General features: G+C 71.3%; 20 protein-coding genes. 1 reads left to right on the top strand and 19 read right to left on the bottom strand.

Features of this window, described 5'->3' with window-relative positions; all coding sequences use genetic code 11:
- From carA to pyrR, 5 genes are all read right to left on the bottom strand, one after another.
- The coding region (carA, locus tag ABZX67_RS27850) for a glutamine-hydrolyzing carbamoyl-phosphate synthase small subunit (protein ID WP_355365511.1) at nt 1-911 on the bottom strand (911 nt) is incomplete at its 3' end.
- Nucleotides 908-1,468 carry a hypothetical protein gene (locus ABZX67_RS27855; RefSeq protein WP_355365514.1) on the bottom strand — a complete coding sequence of 187 codons (561 nt, stop codon included), beginning with the start codon at nt 1,466-1,468 and terminating at the stop codon, nt 908-910. The genes ABZX67_RS27855 and carA, both read right to left, overlap by 4 nt.
- Nucleotides 1,465-2,751, bottom strand: coding sequence for a dihydroorotase (locus ABZX67_RS27860; RefSeq protein ID WP_355365517.1), 1,287 nt, complete (start codon nt 2,749-2,751; stop codon nt 1,465-1,467). Before ABZX67_RS27860 ends, ABZX67_RS27855 begins: the two co-directional genes overlap by 4 nt.
- Nucleotides 2,752-2,756: 5 nt before the next feature.
- Entirely contained in the window at nt 2,757-3,734 is a 978-nt protein-coding gene (locus ABZX67_RS27865) for an aspartate carbamoyltransferase catalytic subunit (protein ID WP_355365520.1), read from the bottom strand.
- Between the two features lie 126 nt (nt 3,735-3,860).
- Nucleotides 3,861-4,439 carry a bifunctional pyr operon transcriptional regulator/uracil phosphoribosyltransferase PyrR gene (pyrR, locus tag ABZX67_RS27870; RefSeq protein ID WP_355365523.1) on the bottom strand — a complete coding sequence of 193 codons (579 nt, stop codon included), beginning with the start codon at nt 4,437-4,439 and terminating at the stop codon, nt 3,861-3,863.
- A 198-nt stretch (nt 4,440-4,637) separates the two neighbouring features.
- On the opposite strand from pyrR, the gene bldD reads away from it, so the two are divergent.
- Nucleotides 4,638-5,138: a transcriptional regulator BldD gene (gene bldD, locus ABZX67_RS27875; RefSeq protein ID WP_064068023.1), complete on the top strand. Its 501-nt coding sequence runs from the start codon at nt 4,638-4,640 to the stop codon at nt 5,136-5,138.
- A gap of 204 nt (nt 5,139-5,342) precedes the next feature.
- Here bldD and nusB read toward each other — a convergent pair whose 3' ends face one another.
- The 14 genes from nusB to ABZX67_RS27945 form a co-directional block, all read right to left on the bottom strand.
- The gene (gene nusB, locus ABZX67_RS27880; RefSeq protein ID WP_355365527.1) at nt 5,343-5,771 is read right to left on the bottom strand and encodes a transcription antitermination factor NusB; all 429 of its coding nucleotides are present in this window, start codon (nt 5,769-5,771) and stop codon (nt 5,343-5,345) included.
- Nucleotides 5,772-5,773: 2 nt separating this feature from the next.
- Entirely contained in the window at nt 5,774-6,340 is a 567-nt protein-coding gene (gene efp / locus ABZX67_RS27885) for an elongation factor P (protein WP_355365530.1), read from the bottom strand.
- A gap of 77 nt (nt 6,341-6,417) precedes the next feature.
- Complete coding sequence (locus ABZX67_RS27890) at nt 6,418-7,524, bottom strand: aminopeptidase P family protein (protein WP_355365533.1); 1,107 nt, start codon at nt 7,522-7,524, stop codon at nt 6,418-6,420.
- 96 nt (nt 7,525-7,620) lie between these two features.
- Nucleotides 7,621-8,496 carry a Pro-rich N-terminal domain-containing protein gene (locus ABZX67_RS27895; protein ID WP_355365536.1) on the bottom strand — a complete coding sequence of 292 codons (876 nt, stop codon included), beginning with the start codon at nt 8,494-8,496 and terminating at the stop codon, nt 7,621-7,623.
- A 117-nt stretch (nt 8,497-8,613) separates the two neighbouring features.
- Entirely contained in the window at nt 8,614-9,057 is a 444-nt protein-coding gene (gene aroQ / locus ABZX67_RS27900) for a type II 3-dehydroquinate dehydratase (RefSeq protein WP_355365539.1), read from the bottom strand.
- Nucleotides 9,054-10,148 carry a 3-dehydroquinate synthase gene (aroB, locus tag ABZX67_RS27905; protein WP_355365542.1) on the bottom strand — a complete coding sequence of 365 codons (1,095 nt, stop codon included), beginning with the start codon at nt 10,146-10,148 and terminating at the stop codon, nt 9,054-9,056. Before aroB ends, aroQ begins: the two co-directional genes overlap by 4 nt.
- Complete coding sequence (locus tag ABZX67_RS27910) at nt 10,145-10,660, bottom strand: shikimate kinase (RefSeq protein ID WP_355365545.1); 516 nt, start codon at nt 10,658-10,660, stop codon at nt 10,145-10,147. The genes aroB and ABZX67_RS27910 overlap by 4 nt, the downstream gene beginning before the upstream one ends.
- The gene (gene aroC / locus ABZX67_RS27915) at nt 10,657-11,841 is read right to left on the bottom strand and encodes a chorismate synthase (protein ID WP_355365548.1); all 1,185 of its coding nucleotides are present in this window, start codon (nt 11,839-11,841) and stop codon (nt 10,657-10,659) included. The genes ABZX67_RS27910 and aroC overlap by 4 nt, the downstream gene beginning before the upstream one ends.
- A gap of 139 nt (nt 11,842-11,980) precedes the next feature.
- Nucleotides 11,981-12,142, bottom strand: a complete 162-nt coding sequence (locus ABZX67_RS27920; protein ID WP_355365551.1) for a hypothetical protein — start codon at nt 12,140-12,142, stop codon at nt 11,981-11,983.
- 36 nt (nt 12,143-12,178) lie between these two features.
- Nucleotides 12,179-13,036, bottom strand: a complete 858-nt coding sequence (locus ABZX67_RS27925) for a shikimate dehydrogenase (RefSeq protein WP_355365554.1) — start codon at nt 13,034-13,036, stop codon at nt 12,179-12,181.
- Nucleotides 13,014-14,693 (bottom strand): endolytic transglycosylase MltG, encoded by a 1,680-nt coding sequence (gene mltG / locus ABZX67_RS27930; RefSeq protein ID WP_355365557.1) that lies wholly within the window; start codon nt 14,691-14,693, stop codon nt 13,014-13,016. Before mltG ends, ABZX67_RS27925 begins: the two co-directional genes overlap by 23 nt.
- A 99-nt stretch (nt 14,694-14,792) precedes the next feature.
- Nucleotides 14,793-15,257 (bottom strand): Holliday junction resolvase RuvX, encoded by a 465-nt coding sequence (gene ruvX / locus ABZX67_RS27935; RefSeq protein WP_355365560.1) that lies wholly within the window; start codon nt 15,255-15,257, stop codon nt 14,793-14,795.
- Nucleotides 15,257-17,926, bottom strand: a complete 2,670-nt coding sequence (gene alaS / locus ABZX67_RS27940; RefSeq protein ID WP_355365563.1) for an alanine--tRNA ligase — start codon at nt 17,924-17,926, stop codon at nt 15,257-15,259. Before alaS ends, ruvX begins: the two co-directional genes overlap by 1 nt.
- Nucleotides 17,926-18,288, bottom strand: coding sequence for a DUF6167 family protein (locus ABZX67_RS27945; protein WP_355365566.1), 363 nt, complete (start codon nt 18,286-18,288; stop codon nt 17,926-17,928). Before ABZX67_RS27945 ends, alaS begins: the two co-directional genes overlap by 1 nt.
- Nucleotides 18,289-18,290 lie beyond the last annotated feature (2 nt).

Genomic DNA, 18,290 nt, shown 5'->3' on the forward strand with positions numbered 1-18,290 from the left:
GCGGTCACCTCGACCTTCCCCGTCGTACGGTCCTGCACGGGCTGGTTGATCCCGCGGTGGCCGTACTTCAGCTTGTAGGTGCCGAAGCCGAGCGCCCGGCCCAGAATCTGGTTGCCGAAGCAGATACCGAACAGGGGCGTCTTGCGCTCCAGGACGGACTGCATGAGGGCGACAGGGTGGTCGGCGGTGGCGGGGTCGCCGGGGCCGTTGGAGAAGAACACACCGTCGGGGTTCACGGCGTACACGTCGTCGGCGGTGGCGGTGGCAGGCAGCACATGCACCTCGATGCCACGCTCAGCCATCCGATGCGGGGTCATGCCCTTGATGCCGAGGTCAATCGCCGCAACGGTGAACTTCTTCTCACCAATCGCCGGGACGACGTACGGCTCACTCGTCGCCACCTCGGCCGACAGATTCGCGCCCTTCATCTGCGGCTGCGCCTGGACCTTGGCCAGCATCTCGGCGTCGCCGCCGATCGCGTCGCCGGAGAAGATGCCGACGCGCATGGCGCCGCGCTCGCGCAGGTGGCGGGTGAGGGCGCGGGTGTCGATACCGCTGATACCCACCACACCCTGAGCCGCGAGCTCCTCATCCAGCGTCCGCGTCGCCCGCCAGCTGGACGGGATACGGGCGGGGTCGCGGACGACGTAGCCGGAGACCCAGATCTTCTTGGACTCGGGGTCCTCGTCGTTGACGCCGGTGTTGCCGACGTGCGGCGCGGTCATCACCACCACCTGCCGGTGGTACGACGGATCGGTCAGCGTCTCCTGATAACCGGTCATACCGGTGGAGAAGACGGCCTCGCCGAAGGTCTCCCCCACGGCCCCGTAGGCGCGGCCGCGGAAGGCGCGGCCGTCCTCCAGGACGAGTACGGCGGGAGTCTTGGCAGCTCCCCTTGTGGAGGTGGTCATCGTGCGGTGCCTTCCGTCGTAGTGATCATGGTGTTCAAGGTGTCGACCCAGGTGGCGTGCTCCGCCGCCCGGTCCGAGCGGAAGCCGGAGTCGATCAGCTTCTCGCCGTGCGCCCAGGTGACGATCAGCAGACCGCCCTCGGCGAGGACCTTGCCCGCGATGCCCTTGTCGAGCCGGGCCTCGCGCAGCCGCTCCGCCGGGACGAAGAAGTCGCGCGCCCCGGGGCGTACGACCGCCAGGCCCGCGTCGGTGAGCGTCAGCTCGACGCGGCTTCGGGTGCCCAGGCCGTGGGCGACGATGCGGTCGAGCCACTGCCCTGCGGTGGTGGAGCCGTGGTAGCGGCCGCTCATCGTCAGTTTCGGCTCACCGGGCGCGTCCGGCATTCCCGGCAGGTCCGGGAGGTCCGATTGGAGGGTGCCGCGCCATTTCCAGCCCTGGCGCATCAGCCAGTAGACGAAGGCCACGAAGAGGAGCAGTCCGGCGACCCAGCCGAGCCGGGCGGCCCAGTCGGTCACCTCGGCGGATTTCTGTTCCGCCGCCAGTTCGAAGAGTGTCACGCCAGCTTCCCGTCCATGAGCGTCGCCCGGCCCCGCAGGAAGGTGTGGGTGACACGGCCCGGCAGCTCGCGGCCCTCGTAGGGCGTGTTGCGGCTGCGGGAGGCGAAGCCCGCGGGGTCCACGACACCACGGTATGCCGGATCGACCAGGGTGAGGTTGGCGGGCTCACCAGCCGAGACGGGGCGGCCGTGGCCGGTGGCGCGGCCGATCCGCGCGGGCGCGAAGGACATGCGGTCGGCGACGCCGGCCCAGTCGAGCAGCCCGGTCTCGACCATCGTGTGCTGGACGACGGAGAGGGCGGTCTCCAGGCCGACCATGCCCATGGCGGCCGCGGCCCACTCGCAGTCCTTGTCCTCGTGCGGGTGCGGGGCGTGGTCGGTGGCGACGATGTCGATCGTGCCGTCGGCGAGCGCCTCGCGCAGCGCCATCACGTCGCGCTCGGTGCGCAGCGGCGGGTTGACCTTGTAGACGGGGTTGTACGAGCGGACCAGCTCGTCCGTCAGGAGGAGGTGGTGCGGGGTGACCTCGGCAGTGACGTCGATGCCGCGGGACTTGGCCCAGCGGACGATCTCGACGGACCCGGCGGTCGACAGGTGGCAGATGTGCACGCGGGAGCCGACGTGCTCGGCGAGGAGCACATCGCGGGCGATGATCGACTCCTCGGCGACGGCCGGCCAGCCGCCGAGACCGAGCTCGGCGGAGACGACGCCCTCGTTCATCTGGGCACCCTCGGTGAGGCGGGGCTCCTGGGCATGCTGGGCGACGACGCCGCCGAAGGCCTTCACGTACTCGAGAGCGCGGCGCATGATCACGGCGTCGTCGACGCACTTGCCGTCGTCGGAGAAGACGGTGACGCCGGCGGCGGACTCGTGCATGGCGCCCAGCTCGGCGAGCTTCTTGCCCTCCAGGCCGACGGTGACGGCCCCGATGGGCTGCACGTCGCAGTAGCCGTGCTCCTGGCCGAGCCGGTAGACCTGCTCGACCACACCGGCGGTGTCGGCCACCGGGAAGGTGTTGGCCATGGCGAATACGGACGTGTAGCCGCCGCCGGCGGCGGCGCGGGTGCCGGTGAGGACGGTCTCGGAGTCCTCGCGGCCCGGCTCGCGCAGGTGGGTGTGGAGGTCCACCAGGCCGGGCAGCAGGATCTGCCCCTCGGCCTCGACCACGGTCGCGCCCTCGGCGCTCAGCCCGCTGCCGACCTCGGCGATGGTCTCGCCGTTGATCAGGACGTCCTGGGCCTCGCCGCCCAGCACCCGCGCACCACGGATCAGGATCTTGCTCATGGGTCTTACTTCTCCTCGGTACGGGGGTTGGCGACGGCGGACTCGTTGCCGCCCAGCAGCAGGTAGAGGACGGCCATGCGGATGGAGACGCCGTTGGCGACCTGCTCGACGACCGTGCAGCGGCCGGAGTCGGCGACCTCGGCGGTGATCTCCATGCCGCGGACCATGGGCCCGGGGTGCATGACGATGGCGTGCTCCGGCATCTTCGCCATGCGGTCGCCGTCCAGGCCGTAGCGGCGCGAGTACTCGCGCTCGGTGGGGAAGAACGCGGCGTTCATGCGTTCCCGCTGGACGCGCAGCATCATCACGGCGTCGGACTTCGGCAGGGTGCTGTCGAGGTCGTACGACACCTGGCAGGGCCAGGTCTCGACGCCGACCGGGACGAGCGTGGGCGGGGCGACGAGGGTGACCTCGGCGCCGAGGGTGTGCAGCAGGTCGACGTTGGAGCGGGCGACCCGGCTGTGCAGGACGTCGCCGACGATCGTGATGCGCTTGCCGGCCAGGTCCCGGCCCAGACCCGCGTCGCGGCCGACCAGGCGACGGCGCATGGTGAAGGCATCGAGCAGCGCCTGCGTGGGGTGCTGGTGGGTGCCGTCGCCGGCGTTGATGACGACGGCGTCGATCCAGCCGGAGGTGGCCAGGCGGTACGGGGCGCCGGAGGCGCCGTGCCGGATGACGACGGCGTCGACGCCCATCGCCTCCAGGGTCTGCGCGGTGTCCTTGAGGGACTCGCCCTTGGAGACCGAGGAGCCCTTGGCGCTGAAGTTGATGACGTCGGCGGAGAGGCGCTTCTCGGCGGCCTCGAAGGAGATGCGGGTGCGGGTGGAGTCCTCGAAGAAGAGGTTGACCACGGTCCGGCCGCGCAGGGTGGGCAGTTTCTTGATCGGCCGGTCGGCGACCCGGGCCATCTCCTCGGCGGTGTCGAGGATGTGGACGGCGTCGTCGCGGGTGAGGTCGGCGGCCGAGATGAGGTGGCGCATCATCGGGGGTGTTTCTCCGGGTTCGTGGAGTTCGAGGGCCGAGGCGAGTCCTGCTGCGGGGGCCCAGGAGACGTGCGGGGGCGCAGCGAGGCCGCGCGCCGTACGAGGGGGGCGTACGGGGCGTGCGTGCTACCGCTCGGCGGCCGGGGTGGTCTCGCGGACGCCGAGCAGCACGGCGTCGCGGCCGTCCTCCTCGGCGAGCTGGACCTTGACCGTCTCCCGCAGCGACGTCGGGAGGTTCTTGCCGACGTAGTCGGCGCGGATGGGGAGCTCGCGGTGGCCGCGGTCGACGAGGACGGCGAGCTGGACCGCGCGGGGGCGGCCGAGGTCGCCGAGGGCGTCGAGGGCGGCGCGGATGGTGCGACCGGAGAAGAGCACGTCGTCGACGAGGACGACCAGGCGGCCGTCGATGCCGTCACCGGGGATCTCGGTGCGGGCCAGCGCGCGCGCCGGGCGCATGCGCAGGTCGTCGCGGTACATGGTGATGTCGAGGGAGCCGACCGGCACCGTGCGTCCGGTGATCTGGTCGAGCTTGTCGGCGAGACGGCGGGCGAGGAACACGCCCCGCGTGGGAATGCCGAGCAGGACCACGTCGTCGGCGCCCTTGGCACGTTCGACGATCTCGTGGGCGATACGGGTCAGAACCCGGGCGATGTCGGGGCCCTCAAGAACAGGGCGCGCCGCATCGGACTGCTGAATGGCGTCCATACGAAAAGGACCTCCTTCTCCGCCTCACGGGACGGACCTTAAAGGACGTCGTCATTGCGCCATCTACCGTACCAGGCCCCGGCGACTGCTCCCGCGCCCACCCCGCGAAGACGGTCGGTATGGACCATTCGGCTTGACGCAGCCAAGTAACGCTGCGTAACCTCACAGTGAGTTACCACTCTTCGTCCCGGGAGCTATATGTCCAGCGAATACGCAAAACAGCTCGGGGCCAAGCTCCGTGCCATCCGCACCCAGCAGGGCCTCTCCCTCCACGGGGTGGAGGAGAAGTCCCAGGGCCGCTGGAAGGCCGTCGTGGTCGGTTCGTACGAGCGCGGCGACCGCGCCGTGACCGTACAGCGCCTCGCCGAGCTGGCCGACTTCTATGGCGTCCCGGTGCAGGAGCTGCTGCCGGGCACCACGCCGGGCGGGGCCGCCGAGCCGCCGCCGAAGCTGGTCCTGGACCTGGAGCGCCTGGCGCACGTCCCCGCCGAGAAGGCGGGCCCGCTGCAGCGCTACGCCGCGACGATCCAGTCGCAGCGCGGCGACTACAACGGCAAGGTGCTCTCCATCCGCCAGGACGACCTGCGCACGCTCGCGGTCATCTACGACCAGTCGCCCTCGGTCCTCACCGAGCAGCTCATCAGCTGGGGCGTGCTGGACGCGGACGCGCGGCGGGCGGTCGCCCACGAAGAGGCCTGAGCCGGCCCTTTCCCCGTACGTACACGTCGTACATGCCGTACACGTCCGTACACAGCAGAAACGTTGCCGCCAGGGGCGGCGGGACCTCGCGGGGTTCCTGCCGAACCTGGCGGCTTTCGTCTGCGTACGCGTCCGGGTAACCGGTACGCCGAAGGGCCCGCGGCGCTCGGCAGCGCTGCGGGCCCTTCGTACAGGCTTGGGATCTCAGGCCCGGCGGAGGCTGGGCTTCAGGTCCTTGAAGCGGCCCAGGAGGCCGTTGACGAACGACGGGGAGTCGTCGGTGGAGAACTCCTTGGCGAGCTGCACCGCCTCGTCGATCACCACGGCGTCCGGGGTGCCGTCCACCCACACCAGTTCGTACGCACCGAGGCGCAGGATGTTCCGGTCGACGACCGGCATGCGGTCGAGCGTCCAGCCCTCGGCGTAGGTGGAGATGAGCTCGTCGATGCGGGCGGCGTACGGCGCGTACCCCTCGACCAGCTCCATCGTGTACTCGCTGACCGGCGGCTGCCGGTCGTCCGACCGGGCGTGCCGGATCCAGTCCGCGAGGACCTCCTGCACGGACACGCCGCGCTGGTCGGCCTCGAAGAGGATCTGGAAGGCCCGCTTGCGGGCCTTGTTGCGGGCAGCCACGGTTAGCTGTTCACCCGGCCGAGGTAGTCGCTGGTACGGGTGTCGACCTTGATCTTCTCACCGGTGGTGATGAAGAGCGGGACCTGGATCTGGTGGCCGGTCTCCAGGGTGGCGGGCTTGGTGCCACCGGTGGAGCGGTCGCCCTGGACGCCCGGCTCCGTCTCCTTGATGGTCAGCTCGACGGCGGCGGGGAGCTCGACGTAGAGCACCTCGCCCTCGTGGGTGGCGACGGTGGCGGTGAAGCCCTCGATCAGGAAGTTGGCGGCGTCGCCGACGGCCTTGCGGTCGACGTGCAGCTGGTCGTACGTCTGCATGTCCATGAAGACGAAGTGCTCGCCGTCCATGTACGAGAACTGCATGTCGCGGCGGTCGACGGTGGCGGTCTCGACCTTCACACCGGCGTTGAAGGTCTTGTCGACGATCTTGCCGGAGAGCACGTTCTTGAGCTTGGTGCGCACGAAGGCCGGGCCCTTGCCGGGCTTGACGTGCTGGAACTCGACGACGGACCACAGCTGGTCGTTGTCGAGCTTGAGCACCATGCCGTTCTTGAGGTCGTTCGTGGTGGCCACGGTTGCGGAATCTCCTGGACTGACGCTGGTGGACGACCGAGGCGTGGTGCGTTGCGCGCCGGTCCAGGGCGCGAGCCCTAGAGCGCGAGCAGCTCCTTGGTCGTGATGGTGAGTAGCTCGGGTCCGCCGTCCGCCTCCTGGCGCACGACGAGCGTGTCATCGATCCGGACCCCGCCCCGGCCCGGGAGGTGGACCCCCGGTTCGACGGTGACCGGCACACGAGCGTCCAGTTTACCCATGGCGGCGGGTGCCAGCTGCGGGTCCTCCTCGATTTCGAGCCCGACACCGTGTCCGAGGAAGGGCGCGATGGCGTCACCGTACCCCGCCGCGTCCAGAATCTGGCGGGCGGCCCGGTCCACGTCGCGGTACGCGGTGCCGGGGGCGAGGGTCTCCCGGGCGGCCCGCTGAGCGGCGAAGACGAGGTCGTACAGCTCGATCTGCCAGTCGGCCGGCGAGGTGCCGATGACGAAGGTGCGGCCGATCTCGCAGCGGTAGCCCCGGTAGTTCGCGCCGAGGCAGACCGAGAGGAAATCGCCCTCCTCGACGCGGCGGTCGGAGGGGCGGTGGCCGCCCCGGCCCGCGTGCGGACCGGTGGCGACGGAGGTGGGGAAGGCGGGGCCGTCCGCGCCGTGGTCGACGAGGCGGCGCTCCAGTTCGAGGGCGAGGTGGCGCTCGGTGCGGCCGACGAGGATCGACTCGAGGAGCTCGCCGAGGGCCTGGTCGGTGATCTCGGCGGCGATCCGGAGGCAGGTGATCTCGTCCTCGTCCTTGACGATACGTTCCTGCTCGATGGCGCGGCCGAGATCGGCGAGACGCAGGCGGGGCGCGACGGAGCTCATCGCGCGGTAGCGGGCGACGCTGAGGTGGTGCTCCTCGACGGCGAGCGCCTCCACGCCCGCCTTGCGGGCGAAGTCGCAGGCGGCGACGGCGGGGTCGCCGCCGGAGGCATGGAGGACGACCTGGCGCAGCTCCTCGTCGACGCGGCCCTCGGCCGGGTCTCCGGTGGGGGGCCGCGGGCACACCAGCACGTCGTCGTCGGCACCGAGCAGCAGGACGGCGCCGGGGGGCGAGCCGCCCGCGAGGTAGCGGACGTTCGCGGGACGGGAGACCAGAGCCGCCGCTGTGCCGGCCGCCGCGCACCGGTCGCGCAGCCGCCCGCGGCGGGCCGCATACACCTGTGACATGCCACGAGCCTACGATCGCGGCGCCGCCCCGGCAGTTCGAGCAGGTCCGGACGGGGTGCGGTGCGTCTCCACGGGAGCCGGGGCGCCCGGCCCCGGTCAGTACGACGGGGGGCTGGCTATCGAGCGGGCCAGGATGTCGTCCAGGACGCGGGCCGTGGTCTCGACGTCGTACGTGGAGTTGTCGATGATCGGCAGCCCGGAGCCGTACCACCCGGCCATGCGGCCGTGGATGCCCGCGACCTCCTCGTCCGACAGGCGCCGGTTGCCGCTGCGCTCGGCGTTGCGTTCCAGGACGATCTCCAGGCCCGGCAGCAGGACCACGGGCAGCAGGCCCGGGCCGACGTGGCGCTTCCAGCCGCCGAGGCCGACGACGGGGCGGTCGGGGAAGACGGCGTCGTCGAGGATGCAGGAGATGCCGTTGGCGAGGAAGTTCCGGGCGGCGAAGCCGCAGGTGCGGCGGGCGAGGCGGTACTGGGCCTCGGACTGGTCGTTCCAGCCGTCCTGGGGGTCGGCGAAGCCCGCGCAGACCCATTCGCGTACGTCGTCGAGGCTGATGTGCGCCGTGGGGACCTGGCGGTTCCTGGCCCAGTGGCGGGCCACCGTGGTCTTGCCCGCCCCGGCCGGGCCGATGAGGAGGACGGCGAGGGTGGCGTTGCCGGTGCCGTGGCCCGCGTGCGGCGGGGTGGGCACGGCCACCGGACCACCGGGCGGCAGCTGGATGTGGCCGGTCGCGTCACGCGGGGGCGCGGCCGGCGGCGGCGCGGTCTGCGGGGGCATGGCCTGCGGGGGCGCGGCCTGCGACGGCGTCTGCGGGCCGGGGGCGGTCCAGCCCGGTGCGGGCGGGGTGTGCGGGATGGGTGGCGGCCCCGGTGGGGTGGGGGGCTGGAGGTGCTGGTGCTGGTTCATCCATGCGGCGGCTGCGTGCCCCGGCTGGTGGGGCGGCGGCAGCGGAGCCCCCACTGCGTGCTGCATCCGGTGCCACTCCGTCTCGTCCGATCGGCGCTGGTCGGACGGCCGTTGGGGCCGCCCGTTACCGAACCGTACCCTCCCCGGCCGCCACTATGGGAACGGCCGGGGAGGGTACGGCCGTCAGGCCGTCAGTTCCTCGGCGAGTGCGCGCAGCGCGAGGCGGTAGGAGCCGATCCCGAAGCCCGCGACGGTGCCGCTGGCCACGGCGGCGACCACGGAGGTGTGGCGGAACTCCTCGCGCGTGTACGGGTTGGAGATGTGCACCTCGATGAGCGGGGCGGTGCGCTGCGCGGCCGCGTCCCGCATGCCGTACGAGTAGTGCGTGAAGGCGCCGGGGTTGAGGACGACCGGGATGGAGCCGTCGGCCGCCTCGTGGAGCCAGCGGATCATCTCGCCCTCGTCGTTGGTCTCGCGTACGTCGACGTCGAAGCCGAGCTCCTTGCCGAGCGTGCGGCAGGTGTCGACGAGACCGGCGTAGGAGGTGGAGCCGTAGACGTCGGGCTCGCGCGAACCGAGGCGGCCGAGGTTGGGGCCGTTGAGGACGAGGACCCGGCGGGCGGTCACGCGGAGACCTCCCCGTACGCGGCGACCAGGATGGCCGGATCCGGGCCTTCGAGGACCGTCGGCTTGGCGAGGCCGTCGAGGACGATGAAGCGCAGCAGGTCGCCGCGGGACTTCTTGTCGACCTTCATGGTCTCCAGCAGCTTGGGCCACTGGTCGCCGCGGTAGGTGAGGGGAAGGCCGACGGCCTCCAGGACCGTGCGGTGCCGGTCGGCGGTGGCGTCGTCCAGCCGGCCGGCGAGGCGGCCGAGCTCGGCGGCGAAGACCATGCCGACGGAGACGGCGGCGCCGTGGCGCCACTTGTAGCGCTCGTTCTTCTCAATGGCGTGCGCGAGGGTGTGACCGTAGTTGAGGATCTCGCGCAGGCCCGACTCCTTGAGGTCGGACGAGACGACGTCGGCCTTGACGCGGATGGAGCGCTCGATCAGCTCGGCGGTGTGCGGGCCGTCGGGCGTACGGGCGCCGGCCGGGTCGGCCTCGATCAGGTCGAGGATCACCGGGTCGGCGATGAAGCCCGCCTTGATGATCTCGGCGAGGCCGCTGACGTAGTCGTGGACCGGGAGGGAGTCGAGCGCGGCGAGGTCGCAGAGGACGCCGGCGGGCGGGTGGAAGGCGCCGACGAGGTTCTTGCCCTCGGCGGTGTTGATGCCGGTCTTGCCGCCGACGGCCGCGTCGACCATCGCCAGCACGGTGGTGGGGATGGCGATCCAGCGCACGCCGCGCAGCCAGGTCGCCGCCACGAACCCGGCGAGGTCGGTCGTGGCGCCGCCCCCCACGCCGACGATGACGTCGGTGCGGGTGAAGCCGGTCTGGCCGAGCGCCTTCCAGCAGTACGCGGCGACCTCGGCGGTCTTCGCCTCCTCGGCGTTCGGCACCTGGACGGCGACCGCCTCGTACCCCTGCTCGGCGAGGTCGGCGCGCAGGGCCTCGCCGGTCTCGGCGAGCGCCTCGGGGTGGATGACGGCGACGCGCTTGGCCCTGGGCCCGATGAGTCCGGGGAGTTCGCCGAGCAGCTGCCGGCCCACCAGTACCTCGTACGGGTCGGTGCCGGCGGTGCCGGCGACCTGGATGCGGGTCACTGCGTGGTCAGTCACTTCTGAAGCTCCAGTGCGTCGAGGACCGCCTGGGCGACCTCGTCGGGGGTCTTGTCGTCCGTGGCCACGACGACCCGGGCGACCTCGGTGTACAGGTGCCGCCGGGCGTCCATCAGCTCGCGCCACTGGCGGCGCGGGTTGACGGCGAGCAGCGGGCGGGCGGTGTTGAGGCCGACGCGGCGGACCGCTTCCTCGACGTCCATCGAGAGGTAGACGACCGGGAGCCCGGAGAGGAGCTGCCGGGTACCGGCGTCGAGGATGGCGCCGCCGCCGAGGGCGAGGACACCCGTGTGTTCGGCGACGGCGGCCCGTACGGCCTCGCGCTCCAGCTCGCGGAAGTGCTCTTCGCCGTCCTCGATGAAGATGTCGGAGATCTCCCGGCCCTCGGCGGCGACGATGTCGGCGTCGGTGTCCCGGTAGGACGTGTCGAGCCGCTCGGCGAGCAGCGCGCCCACGGTGGACTTGCCGGAGCCCATCGGTCCGACCAGGACGATCAGCGGGCGGGTGCTCACCGGATCTGGAGGTTGTCGAGGTACGAGCGGACGTTGCGGCGGGTCTCCGTCACGCTGTCGCCGCCGAACTTCTCCGCGACCGCGTCCGCGAGGACCAGCGCCACCATCGCCTCGGCGACGATCCCGGCGGCCGGTACGGCGCACACGTCGGAGCGCTGGTGGTGGGCCTTGGCGGCCTCGCCGGTGACCACGTCGACCGTGGCGAGCGCCCGCGGAACGGTCGCGATGGGCTTCATCGCCGCCCGCACCCGCAGCAGCTCGCCGGTGGTCAGGCCGCCCTCCGTACCGCCGGAGCGGCCGGTGGTGCGCTTGATGCCCTCGGGCGTGGAGACGATCTCGTCGTGGGCCTTCGAGCCCGGCACGCGGGCCAGCTCGAAGCCGTCACCGACCTCGACACCCTTGATGGCCTGGATGCCCATGAGCGCGGCCGCGAGACGGGCGTCGAGGCGTCGGTCCCAGTGGACGTGCGAGCCGAGGCCGACGGGCACTCCGTACGCGAGGACCTCGACCACGCCACCGAGGGTGTCGCCGTCCTTGTGGGCCTGGTCGATCTCCGCGACCATCGCCTTCGACGCGTCCGCGTCCAGGCACCGCACCGGGTCGGCGTCCAGCTTCTCGACGTCGGCGGGGGTCGGGTAGACGCCGTACGGGGCCTTCGCCGCCGCCAGCTCCACCACATGGCTGACGATCTCGATACCGGCCGTCTCCTTGAGGTAGGAGCGGGCCACGGCACCGAGGGCCACGCGGGCGGCGGTCTCGCGGGCGGAGGCGCGCTCCAGCACGGGCCGGGCCTCGTCGAAGCCGTACTTCTGCATGCCGGCCAGGTCGGCGTGGCCGGGGCGCGGGCGGGTCAGCGGGGCGTTGCGGGCGGACTCGGCGAGCTCGGCCGGGTCGACCGGGTCGGCCGCCATGACCTTCTCCCACTTGGGCCACTCGGTGTTGCCGACCATGACCGCGACCGGTGAGCCCATGGTGAGACCGTGGCGGACGCCGCCGAGGAAGGTGACCTCGTCCTGCTCGAACTTCATCCGCGCGCCGCGTCCATAGCCGAGGCGCCGCCGGGCCAGGTGGTCCGCCACCATCTCCGTGGTGATCGGGACACCGGCGGGAAGGCCCTCCAGCGTCGCCACCAGTGCGGGGCCGTGCGACTCCCCCGCGGTCAGCCAGCGCAACCTGCTCAACGGTGCTCCTCTTGCTCGCGCCTCGACTGCGACGGCGCGACCGGGTGCGCGGCCCTGGCCCGCCTTACCCCGATCCTCCCATGTCCCGGGGCCGGACCGGTCGACCGGTCCAGCAGGCGGACGCCACTTCCCGACAAGATCAGGTCCGGAACCTGCGCCGGACCTTCGCCACCAGAGCGGCCACGGCGCAGGCCGCTGCGAGCGCGAAAAGGGTCCACATCACCCACTCGGGCAGCATGGCGAAGATCGCGCGGGTGATCGCGGCGCCGTTCGACGCCGCCAGGTGCTGCCCATGATCCATGCCGTGCTCCGCCTGGTTCGGGTGATCCAGCGGATCCTAGTGGGCGCGGTCCTCGTGGGCGCCGAGGGCCTGCTCCCCCGCGGCCCTCATGGCCGCCAGCGGGGCCGGGGCCAGGCCGGTCATCTGCTCGACCTGGAGCACGGCCTGGTGGACGAGCAGGTCCAGGCCGCCCACGACGGCACCGCCACGCGCCGACCAGGCGGCCGCCAGCGCCGTCGGCCAGGGGTCGTACAGCACGTCGAAGAGGGTGCCCGGCCGGTCGGGGACCGCGGCGGCGAGCGCGTCGGCCGTCCCGGCGGGCGTGGTGGCGATGACGAGCGGCGCCCGGAAGGCCTCGGCGGCGTCGCTCCAGGGGGCGGTACGGACCTGGACGCCGAGCCGCTCGCCCCAGACGCGCATCTCGGCGGCGCGGGCCTCGCTGCGTACGTACGCGGTGACGGGTCCCGTACAGATGCGGGACAGCGCGGCGAGCGCGGAGGAGGCGGTGGCGCCGGCGCCGAGGATCGCGGCGGAGTCCACCCGCTCCACGCCGCGCTCGCGCAGTGCGGCGACCATGCCCGGGATGTCGGTGTTGCCGCCGACGCGGCGGCCGTCGGGCTTGAGGACCACGGTGTTGACGGCCTCCACCGACGCCGCCGTCTCGGTGATCTCGTCGAGGAGCGGTATGACGGCCCGCTTGAGCGGCATGGTCAGCGACAGCCCCGCCCAGGTCTCGTCCATCCTCTCGAAGAACCCGGGGAGCGCGGTCTCGTCCACGTCGTACCGGTCGTACGTCCAGTGGGTGAGGCCGAGCTCCGCGTAGGCGGCCCGGTGCAGGACCGGGGAGAGGGAGTGGGCGATGGGCGATCCGAGGACGGCGGCCCTGCGCGGGTCAGCCCCTGCCCTTGCTGTCATTGAATTTATCCTTCAGTTTCAGGAATTCGTCGTGCGTCTTCGCGAATTCCGTCTTGTTCATGCCGTCGGTCGCGACGAAGTACATCCAGCCTTCCTTCGTCGGATTCATGGCGGCTTCCAGCGCCTCGATACCGGGATTGCTGATCGGCCCGGGGGTGAGGCCCTTCTGGGTGTACGTGTTGTACGGGTCCTGGTTGCTGTTGATCTCGGCTTCGCTGATGTCGATGTTGCTCTCGCCCTGGAGGTAATTGAAGGCGGAGTCGAACTGCAGCAGCTGGTTGGTCTCGGTGTTGGTGGGCTTGAGGCGGTTGTACACGACCTCGCTCATCCTGCGGAAGTCGTCGTCCGTCTTGCCCTCGACCTGGACCAGGCTGGCGACCGTGAGCAGCTCCCAAGGGCTCTTCAGGCCAAGGGACTTGGCCTTGCCCTCCAGATCGGCCTTGGTGTACTCGGCCTTCGCGCGGGCGACCATCTTCTTGAGGACGTCCTCCGGCTTGGCGCCCTTCGCGACCGGATAGCTGGCCGGGAAGAGGAAGCCCTCCAGGGGGTCCTTGACGTCGCGGTGGCCGACCGCCCATGCGGGGAGGCCGAGGTTCTTCGCCTCCGCCGTGGCCACCGCTTCGGTGGTTCCGGCCTTCAGCTGGAGCTTCTTGTCGATCTGCTCGTAGACCCAGGCATTGCGCCTGCCCTCGGGAATGATGAGGGTGCTCTGGCTCTGCGGATTCAGCATCAGTTCGACGGCGCTCGCCGCGGACATGCCCTTCTTGAGGGTGTAGACGCCCGCCTGGATGTTCTTGCCCTTGGGGTGCTTGCTCTGCGCGGAGACGAAAGCGCCCTGGCTCTTCACGACACCGTTCTTGACGAGAATGCTGCCGATTTCGTAACCGCCGGCGCCCTGCGGGATCGTCACCTGGACGGTCTCGCTGCTGCCCGTGCCCTCGAAGTCGGGGGCCGCGCCGAACTGGCTCTGCCAGAACTGGTAGCCGAAGTACGCCACGCCGCCCGCGCCGCCCACCAGCACGAGGGCGACGACGAGGCAGGCCACGCCGTTGCGGCTCTTGCGCTTCTTCGCCTTCTTGGAGTCCTTGGAGCCCTTGGCGTTCCTCGACCGGCCGCGGCGCTCGCTCCGGGTGGACGCGGGGTCGTCGGCCTCGGGGTCGTCGCGGTCGGCGTCGTCGCCGTCACCGTTCGAGAAGAAGGGGTGGTTCTCCTCCTCGGGCTCGGGCTCCCGCTCCTCCGCGTAGCCGGGCTGCTGATCGGCCGGGCGCCGCTGGCCCGGGGGCTGCGGCGGCGGGTAGGCCTCGGGGGTGCGGTACGGGTCGGGGTCGCCGGCGCCGTACGGGGCGGCCGGGGCAGGCGGGGTGCCGTACGGCATCGCCGCCTGCTGGCCGGTGTCCCAAGCCCCGTCGTACTGCTGACCGTCGTACTGCTGACCGCCGTACTGCTGGGCGCCGTACACGGCGGCCTGCTCCTGGTACTGGTACTGCTGGCCGCCGTACGGCTGCGCGTGCGGCTCCGGATGCGCCTGCGGCTGCGGCTGCTGGGCGTGGTGGTGGGGCGAGCCGTCGGTCTGCTGACCACTCCACCCCTGGTCCCCGTACAGCGGGTCCTCGGGGTGCCACGGCTCAGAGCCGGAGCCCCGTCCATATCCAGTCATCGATCCCCAAACGGCCGCGAGGCTTCCGGACATCCGCCTCTACGTAGTACGGCACTTGTTCGAACGCGCCGCATCGCGCGGAACGTTACCGTATCGCGATCAGATGACCACTTCGACGCTCTCGCCGGGCGGATTACCGGATACCCGTTCGGACTCAAGAGCATTCTGGAGGATGATCACAGCGGCTGCTTGGTCAATCACAGACCGGCCTTTTTTGGACTTGACGCCCGACGCACGGAGTCCCTGAGTGGCCGTCACTGTGGTCATCCTCTCGTCCACCAGCCGCACCGGCACCGGCGCGACCGAGCGGGCGAGCTCCTGGGCGAAGGCCCGGACCTTGGCCGCCGCCGGGCCCTCGCCCCCGCTGAGGGAGCGAGGGAGCCCGACGACGATCTCGATCGGTTCGTACTCCTCGGCGATCTGCCGCAGCCGCCGGTGCGCGGCCGGAACGTCCCGCCCCGGCACGGTCTCCACCGGCGTCGCGAGGACCCCGTCGGGGTCGCACGAGGCGACCCCGATCCGGGCGTCCCCGACGTCTATCGCGAGGCGACGGCCGCGTCGCATCAGGCCGTTTCCGCGACGAGCCGCTCGACGGCCTCGACGGCCTCGCCGATCGCCTCGACGTTCTGGCCGCCGCCCTGGGCGACGTCCGGCTTGCCGCCACCGCCGCCACCGAGGGTCTTGGCGGCCGTACGGACCAGCTCGCCGGCCTTCAGGCCGCGCTCGCGGGCGGCCTCGTTGGTGGCGATGACCGTCAGCGGGCGGCCGTTGGCGGTGGTGAACAGCGCGACGACGGCCGGGCGGTCGCCCGGGATGCGGCCGCGCACGTCGAGGACCAGCTTGCGCAGGTCGTCGGCGGACGTGCCGTCCGGCACCTGGCCCGTCACCACGGCCACGCCCCGTACGTCCCTGGCGCCCTGGACGAGCCCGGCGGCGGCCTGTAGGACCTTCTCGGCGCGGAACTTCTCGATCTCCTTCTCGGCGTCCTTCAACTTGCCGAGCATGGCGGAGATCTTGTCCGGCAGCTCCTCGGGGCGGCCCTTGACCAGCTCCTGGAGCTGGGCGACGACCGTGTGCTCCTTGGCGAGGAAGTGGTACGCGTCGACGCCGACGAGGGCCTCGATACGGCGCACGCCGGAGCCGATCGACGACTCGCCGAGCAGCTTCACCAGGCCCAGCTGGGCGGTGTTGTGGACGTGCGTGCCGCCGCACAGCTCCTTGGAGAAGTCGCCGATGGTGACGACGCGGACCTTCTCGCCGTACTTCTCGCCGAACTCGGCGATCGCGCCCTGCCGCTTGGCCTCGTCGATCGGCATGACCTCGGCGTGCACGTCGAGCTCGCGGGCGAGGACCTCGTTGATCTTCTGCTCGACGTCGGTCATGACGGCCTGCGGCACGGCGGATGGCGAACCGAAGTCGAACCGGAACCGGCCGGGCTGGTTCTCCGAACCGGCCTGGGCGGCCGTCGGGCCGAGGGCGTCGCGCAGCGCCTGGTGGGTGAGGTGGGTGGCGCTGTGGGCGCGGGCGATGGCCCGGCGGCGCTTGACGTCGATCGTGGCGTACGCCGTGGAGCCCACGGTCACCTCGCCGACCTGCACCGATCCCTTGTGGACCGAGACGCCCGGGACCGGCTGCTGAACGTCGCGCACCTCGATGACGGCACCGCTGTGCAGCCGGATGCGGCCGGTGTCGGCGATCTGGCCGCCGCCCTCGGCGTAGAAGGGGGTGCGGTCGAGGACGACCTCGACCTCGTCGCCCTCGGTGGCGGCGGGCGAGGACACACCGTTGACGAGCAGGCCGACGACGGTCGTCTCGCCCTCGGTGTTGGTGTAGCCCACGAACTCGGTGGCGCCGGCGGTGTCGGCGATCGCGCGGTAGGCGGAGACGTCGGCGTGGCCGGTCTTCTTGGCCTGGGCGTCGGCCTTGGCGCGCTCCCGCTGCTCCTTCATCAGGCGGCGGAAGCCCTCCTCGTCCACGGAGAGGCCCTGCTCGGCGGCCATCTCCAGGGTGAGGTCGATCGGGAAGCCCCAGGTGTCGTGGAGCAGGAACGCCTTGTCGCCGGAGAGGACCGTGCCACCGGCGGCCTTGGTCTCGGTCACGGCCGTGTCGAGGATGTTGGTGCCGCCCTTGAGGGCCTTGAGGAACGCGGCCTCCTCGGCGAGCGCGACGGTCTCGATGCGCTTGCGGTCGGTCTCCAGCTCCGGGTACTGCTCGCCCATCGTGCGGATGACGGTGTCCACGAGCTCGCCGACGACCGGGCCCGAGGCGCCCAGCAGGCGCATGTTGCGGACGGCGCGGCGCATGATGCGGCGCAGCACGTAGCCGCGGCCCTCGTTGCCGGGGGTGACGCCGTCGCCGATGAGCATCACGGAGGTGCGCATGTGGTCGGCGACCACACGGAGCGAGACGTCGCTCTCCTGGTCCTGGCCGTAGCGCACACCAGTCAGCTCGGTGGCCTTGTCGATGACGACCTTCAGGGTGTCGGTCTCGTACATGTTCTGTACGCCCTGGAGGATCATCGCCAGGCGCTCCAGACCGAGGCCCGTGTCGATGTTCTTGCTCGGGAGGTCGCCGAGGATCTCGAAGTCGTCCTTGCCGGTGCCCTGGCCGCGCTCGTACTGCATGAAGACGAGGTTCCAGATCTCGACGTACCGCTCGTCGTTGACGGCCGGGCCGCCCTCGACGCCGAACTCGGGGCCGCGGTCGTAGTTGATCTCGGAGCAGGGGCCGCAGGGGCCGGGGACGCCCATGGACCAGAAGTTGTCCTTCTTGCCCAGGCGCTGGATGCGCTCGGCGGGGACGCCCACGACGTCGCGCCAGATCTGCTCGGCCTCGTCGTCGTCCTGGTAGACGGTGATCCAGAGCTTCTCCGGCTCGAGGCCGTAGCCACCGTGCTCGACGGAGCTGGTCAGCAGCTCCCAGGCGAGCTTGATGGCGCCTTCCTTGAAGTAGTCGCCGAAGGAGAAGTTGCCGCACATCTGGAAGAACGTGCCGTGCCGGGTGGTCTTGCCGACCTCCTCGATGTCCGGCGTGCGCACGCACTTCTGGACGCTGGCGGCGCGCGCGAACGGCGGCTTGACCTCACCCAGGAAGTACGGCTTGAACGGGACCATGCCCGCGGGGACGAGGAGCAGAGTCGGGTCGTCCGCGATGAGCGACGCCGAAGGGACGACGGTGTGCCCGCGCTCCTCGAAGAAGCTCAGCCAGCGGCGGCGGATTTCAGCCGACTCCATCAGTGGTCCTCATTCCGGTTGTACGAGTGGTGGGTACGGGGGTGGTGCGGGTCCCGGCGGTCGGGGTCCGGGTGGTGGGCCCCGGGCTCCAGCGCCGCCGCCCGGCGCGGGGCCGGGAGGGCGCGGTCGTCGACCGGCGCCTGGAGACCCAGCGCCTCGCCCAGCTCGGCCTCGCGCTGGAGCATGCCCGCGCGGACGTCGAGCGCGAAGTCCTTGAGCCGGTGGCCGGTCTCGATCGCCTTGTCGGCGGCCTGCGCGGCGAGGCTCTCGGGGGTCAGCTGCTTGAGCTTGCGGTTGACCTTGGTGGTGGCCCACACGCCGGCTGCTGCGCCCGCGGTGAACCAGAAAGCACGGCGGAACATCC

The organism is Streptomyces sp. NPDC003036 (genome assembly GCF_040611175.1).
GTDB lineage: Bacteria > Actinomycetota > Actinomycetes > Streptomycetales > Streptomycetaceae > Streptomyces.